Genomic DNA, 5,991 nt, shown 5'->3' with positions numbered 1-5,991 from the left:
CGTTGGGTGCGCAAGGCAACTTCGATGCGAGGCGCACAATGGCGACTGACCAATTTCATCAATGTTGCCTTGAAGTTGGTTACGGATATCGACCTCCTCAAGCCAGTCCGCAACGCACTGAAAACGGTGGATAAGCATCGCCAAGCCATCCTTGCGCGCTGGGTATCAGGCCACAACAACGCCAGGATAGAAGCGCTCAACGGCATCTTCCAAGCAGCAAAGTGTAGGGCCAGAGGATACAGAAATGATGACACGTTCATCTGCATGATTTATCTGCTGGCCGCCCCGATACAAAATCTGGTCAAATCCACTTGAAACGACGAAGAGCCAAAATAAGCAGGATGCACTGGTTGATCACAGGCATTGTTCCTTTCATTATCGAGAACGTCGAGAGATGGAAAATGAAGACATTCAAAACAGTCGTTTCATCGGGATTGGTTGTGTCCGTCGCCTTGTTCCTGGGCACGGCATGCACAGGGCTCAACGAAAAGCAGCTTGCTCAGGATCCGGTCTTTACCGAGACCCAAAAAATGAGCCGATTCGTGTCCGGGCAACGGGCGGCGTTCGAACAACTTCAGGCGGCCTATCTCACATCCCATGATTCGGTCCATCTCGCCAGAATGGGCGAGATCATGGAATTGATGCGGGATGAACTCGAACGTGCGGATTATTTTCAGAAAAACAACCGCTATTACCGCACCGGCCTTGATTATGAACGCTGGAAGAGCGCCGAAACCACCTATACGCTCTCCCAAAAAACTCTGTGCGAGATGATGCTCGTCACCGGGAAGCTGCACATGAAATACGGTAACAGGGAATATGCCGCTGACCTTTTCAACGCCGTCGCATTCGGCTTTGAAGGTGAGAATGTTTCCGGCTACATCGAGCAGGCGAACATTCTCTTGCGGGAGGGAAAGAATGTCGATCTTTATGCGAATTCGCCAACATCATCGCCCCGGAAGACAGACGATACAACACTCTGACATTTCACGCCAAGGTCGCACCCGTATTCTAACCAATCAACAGGACATTACACTCAGCCAACGCCATGACGTTTTTTCCAATTGATACCATACATCAACAACCATGAGCATAGCACAAATAAGGTCCAGCAAAATACATGATAAACCATACCAATAATAAACAAGAATGCCATATCATCAAGAAAGAAAAAACAGATAAATTAATATCAAAAATAGAAAATCTTGTCATAAACAAACAATATCAAGAAGCAACATCAACACTCAAATCACTCATAAATGAAAAAAAATATAACCCCAAAATATATTCTCTTCTTGGCGATATATTGCAAAATATAAGTAAAATCGATGCGATCCACTATTACGAGGAAGGCCTTTCTATCTATCCAAAAGATCCTCATCTCAATATAGGATTGGGATTTCTATACTTTAGCAACAAAGACTATCATAATTCAGAAAAATACATTCTGAATATTTGGGTTGAAGATCCAACAAATATCAAGTTGCTCACTGCATTGGGGAAAATATATAAATCACGGAAACAATTTGAAAAAGCAATGAAATATTTCCGTATCTGCGAATTGCTCGATCCCAATAATTCATTTGCCCTTTATGGACTTGCCGACACCTATCGCGGCTTGGGCGACAATGACAATGCTCTGAAATACTGGCTAAAATTTCATGGTATTGAACCGGCGAACAAAGTGGCCCTGACAAGAATCGGTGACTGTTTCGCAAAGGCCGGCAACAAGGACAAGGCTGTATTGTTTTACAACAAGGCATTGGATATCGGGTATGACTTTTTTGCGCATATAGGTATTGCCAAAATCTATATTGCAAATGATAGAATTGACAAAGCTATTGAAATTTATGAAAAATTACAGCAATCAGAAAATAATAACAGCAGATATTACTATGAATATATAACATGCTGCTTTCAATCAGCACAAAAAGATAAGGCTATACAATTATACAATAAAGCGATAGCCCTCTTTCCAGGAAACGCGCAGATTCAGTCGCTTGTGGAAAAATTCATATAATCAACACGACATCTAGACAAAATCATACACAGCATCTCTGCCCAGAACAGAGGGAACGAAAAAATACACACCTTTCTATCGCTTCTTTTCATCTCAAGTTTGTCCAAAAAAGTTCCCAGAAGAACGACGGAGATCAGCATGACGTCCCATAGCCAATACTATCCCAACCAAAATCCATCCTCTTTTCAGGCGTGCACCTTCCTGTTCTCGCTTCTTTTCTGTCTTGTCGTGGGTTTTTGGCCGGCGATTCAGAAAATGGTCTCGCTTTGGAATTTTGACGACAGCAATTATTGCTATCTCGTCGTCCCCCTTTTCCTCTATCTCTGCTGGGAAAAACGGACGACTTTCAACTATCTGACCTTCAACTGGAAACCGTGGAGCCTGGCAGTTTATGCGCTTGCCTTTCTCCTGGTGGTCGTCGGGGAACTGGGATCCATCGTGACCCTGACATTCATAGGGCTATGGTTCTTTCTATTTGCCATAGGTCTCAGTCTTTACGGAAATCGAATACGAAAACTGTGGTTTGAATTGCTTATCCTGGCCTTCATTGTTCCTTTCCCTCCTTTTATACTGCGCTCCCTGACATTCAACCTCAAGATGCTGGCCAGCACCTTGTCGGTGCACATGCTTCGCGTGCTTGATGTCAGTGTACTGCAAAACGGCAACATCATAGATCTTGGCGTGAGACAGTTCCAAGTTGTCGATGCATGCAGTGGACTACGCTATGTTTTAGCCATGTTTTTGCTTGCCCTGCTGATAGGGCATTTTTACTCAAGGGATCTTGTCCGGCGAGCCATACTGCTTATGTTCGTTTTACCTGTCGCCGTTCTTGTCAACAGTTTTCGCATCTTCATCACAGCCGTTTTCTCCATAAACGGCTATCCGGAACTTGCCGACAATTTCTTCCATGATTTTGCCGGATTCGCCCTGTTTCTCTGTGCGGCAGTCATTCTCTGGTTTGTGACTTCCTTGCTCAATACAATCGGTCCCACATTGACCGTTCCGCAGATTTGGAGTACCCGTGCCAAAGACGACCGCGGGAGAGCCCCAAACAGGGCCATCGTCTTCCTCTGCTGCCTCCTGCTGCTTGGCGGCGGCTGGATTGCACATAAGCTGCCATCAACGCACATCATCCCGGAACGACAATCTTTTCTCGACTTCCCCCTTGAGATCGGTGGTTGGGAAGGAACGAGAGAGCACATCCCGGATGATATCCTTGCGGAATTATGGTCCGACGACTACGTCAAGATGACGTTTTCACATCCGGACCGTCCGGGCCAACAGATCCATCTTCTGATTCCCTATTACGCATATCAGGGGACCCTGCACGCCGCCCACGCTCCTCAATCCTGCATTCTCGGCAGCGGTTGGGCCCTGTCCGGCAGTCAGGACAGAACCGTAGCCGTTGCGGACAAGGAGCATATCACGGTCAGGACCATGCTGTTCCAGAAGGAAAAAACAAACCTGGTTGCCAATTATTTTTTTCTGGGCCGGGGACGGACAACCGTCAGCCCTTGGATGAACAAACTGTATCTGATTTGGGACGCCTTCAAGCAACACCGGACTGACGGCGCCATCGTTCGAGTGGAAATGGTCGTCCCGGACAACAAAATCAGTGATCGTGCCTATGAGGACCTCGACCATTTCATAGCGGCCCTTTGGAATATTCTTCCTCGATATATTCCGGGGTAAGTCTGTTGTGTCCTGGCGTGACGGGAAAATGGGAAATGGTTGAAATTGTCCCGCCTCAGTTGGAGAAGGGCCATCGAGTCGCTGTCAGGCTAATGCTTCCCTGATTTTAATCGACAGCTCGTGGGTGGAAAAAGGTTTGTTCAGAAAATGTATCCCTGCATCGAGCACACCATGATGGGCAATAACATTGGCCGTGTATCCGGACATATACAGGACCTTGAGGGAAGGATACCGTTCGAGGATGCGGCTGGATAAATCACGGCCATTCATCTCCGGCATGATTACATCGGTCACCAGCAGGTCAATTGTGCCGGGATTCTGTTCGACAACTTGCAGCGCCGCCAGCGGCCCCTGCCCGACCAGCACGCGATAGCCGAGCCGTTCAAGCATGGTTTTGCTCATATCGAGCAGAACCGGGTCATCCTCCACCAGCAGAATGGTTTCGCCCCGGCTCTTTTCCGGAAGAACATCCTTTTGCTGTCTGTCGGCGGTTTCGCCGTCGGTATACTGAGGAATGTAGATTCTAAAAGTGGTTCCCTTGTCCGGCTCGCTGTATACGTTGATGAACCCTTGGTTCTGTTTGACGATACCGTAGACGGTTGCCAGGCCGAGACCGGTCCCCTCTCCGAGCCCCTTGGTAGTATAGAACGGTTCGAAAATCTTTTCCATGACTTCTGGTGGCATGCCACAGCCGTTGTCACTCACGGAAAGCATCACATAGTCGCCGGGAATGAATCCGGCGTTCTGCATGCAGTATTCGGCATCCACGGTGACGGCTCTGGTTTCAATGGTCACGGTACCAACGCCGTCAATGGCATCGCGGGCATTGACGCACAAGTTGATCAGCATCTGGTCGATCTGGGATGGATCGATATAGATCGATGGCAGCGAAGATGCCGGTATCCAGGCAAGATGTATGTTCTCGCCGATCAGCCGTTGCAACATTTTCACCATGCCATCCACGGTGGTGTTAAGGTTAAGCGCCTTGGGAGCGATGGTTTGCTGTCGAGAAAAGGCGAGCAATTGCCTGATGATTTCTGCGGAGCGCTGGCCGGCTTCTTGAATTCTTTCCAGATAGGTGTAGATCGGTGCGTCGGGCTGCGTCTGCTCTATGGCCATTCCGGTGTATCCCAGGATCACGGAAAGAATATTGTTGAAATCGTGGGCCACCCCGCCTGTCAACCGACCGACCGAATCCATTTTCTGGGCCTGCAGCAATTGGCCCTGCAATTTTTCCCTGTCTCTTTCAGCCTGTTTTCGTTCCGAAATGTCCAGGGCGGAAAAGGTTACTCCGCCGGCCAGGTTTTTCGACTCGAGAGGTGAGGAACTCAGGAGCACATCAATGCAATTTCCGTCTTTGCGTTGCCATCGCGTTTCCACCGTCCCGATGTTATCCCGCTGGATCTGCAAATATTTCTCCGTGCCGACAAACTCAAACTCCTGATCAGAGGGATACAGTATCCGGCTGCTTTGACCGAGGAGTTCATCGCGGCTGTAGCCGGTCATGGCACAAAGATGGTCGTTGACGGTGCTGAAGACCCGATCGATGACCACGCCGATACCGACCGGAGCGGCCCGGAAAACGCTACTAAGATATTCTTGGCTGGCCTGCAGATCTCTTTCCGCCTTCTTCTTTGCAGTGGCGTCATGGACGATGGAGTGGAGAATGGATCTGCCCTGCACCTCGATGTGGCTGCTGAAAACGTCCACATCCCGTATGTCTCCGTTTGCCGTCCGGTGACGGAATTCAAAATGGACGCGCTGGTTGTTACGCGCTTTTTCCATCTCACTCCTGGTTTCCTCCGGCGTCAACGTGTTGATGTCCTGGATATGCATCTCTTTGAGTTGCTGGCACGACCAGCCGTAGAAATGTTCCGCGGCAGCATTTGCTTCCAAAATAGCGCCGGTTTCAGCGTCGATGAGCAATTTCACCGCGGCATGGTGCTCAAAGAGATTTCTGAACAGTGATTCGCTTTTATCAGCCCGTTGAAAAAGCCATGTTTCCGGGAGCATGCACTCGGTACGGCACGCCAAGCCGATCAAGACAAACCGGCACCGGTCAAAACATGCCCTGGAGGAATTTTATCCGTAGCGCGAAATCCGGTTACGAGGAGCAATACAAGGCTCCCTACAGGCCAAAACAGACGAACAACCAGGCCGGCCATCTCTCTGGGAGTGCCGTGCCGGTACAGATGACGCATCACCAGACCAAGATTGTAGCCAGCGGCATGCATCAGGTAGCGTTTGGCAACATTGTCCATACCGCGAAGTGTCATGCG

The 5,991-nt window shown here is 49.1% G+C and carries 5 protein-coding genes and 1 pseudogene; 4 read left to right on the top strand and 2 right to left on the bottom strand.

Annotated elements, in window-relative coordinates; translation table 11 throughout:
* The 4 genes from Q362_RS0117290 to Q362_RS0117270 form a co-directional block, all read left to right on the top strand.
* On the top strand, positions 1-315 hold a 315-nt coding region (locus tag Q362_RS0117290), incomplete at its 5' end, for a transposase (protein WP_028319648.1).
* Between the two features lie 86 nt (positions 316-401).
* Entirely contained in the window at positions 402-983 is a 582-nt protein-coding gene (locus Q362_RS0117285) for a hypothetical protein (RefSeq protein ID WP_157470310.1), read from the top strand.
* A gap of 137 nt (positions 984-1,120) precedes the next feature.
* The gene (locus Q362_RS23210; protein WP_084312958.1) at positions 1,121-2,020 is read left to right on the top strand and encodes a tetratricopeptide repeat protein; all 900 of its coding nucleotides are present in this window, start codon (positions 1,121-1,123) and stop codon (positions 2,018-2,020) included.
* 138 nt (positions 2,021-2,158) lie between these two features.
* Positions 2,159-3,712 (top strand): exosortase C-terminal domain/associated protein EpsI, encoded by a 1,554-nt coding sequence (locus tag Q362_RS0117270; RefSeq protein ID WP_028319645.1) that lies wholly within the window; start codon positions 2,159-2,161, stop codon positions 3,710-3,712.
* A gap of 84 nt (positions 3,713-3,796) precedes the next feature.
* On the opposite strand, the gene Q362_RS22540 is transcribed toward Q362_RS0117270, so the two are convergent.
* Together Q362_RS22540 and Q362_RS23905 are read right to left on the bottom strand one after the other, a co-directional pair.
* Entirely contained in the window at positions 3,797-5,755 is a 1,959-nt protein-coding gene (locus Q362_RS22540; protein ID WP_157470307.1) for a hybrid sensor histidine kinase/response regulator, read from the bottom strand.
* A pseudogene (locus Q362_RS23905) lies at positions 5,752-5,991 on the bottom strand (hypothetical protein); the annotation flags it as partial. The gene Q362_RS22540 and the pseudogene Q362_RS23905, both read right to left, overlap by 4 nt.

The sequence above is a fragment of the Desulfobulbus elongatus DSM 2908 genome (genome assembly GCF_000621145.1).
GTDB lineage: Bacteria > Desulfobacterota > Desulfobulbia > Desulfobulbales > Desulfobulbaceae > Desulfobulbus > Desulfobulbus elongatus.
Note: the sequence above shows the minus strand (reverse complement) of the source record. Positions and strands in the feature narration are given on the sequence as shown.

Coding starts and splice junctions, on each gene's coding strand:
- Q362_RS0117285 (WP_157470310.1), top strand. CDS start 402: ATGAAGACATTCAAAACAGTCGTTTCATCGGGATTGGTTGTGTCCGTC.
- Q362_RS23210 (WP_084312958.1), top strand. CDS start 1,121: ATGATAAACCATACCAATAATAAACAAGAATGCCATATCATCAAGAAA.
- Q362_RS0117270 (WP_028319645.1), top strand. CDS start 2,159: ATGACGTCCCATAGCCAATACTATCCCAACCAAAATCCATCCTCTTTT.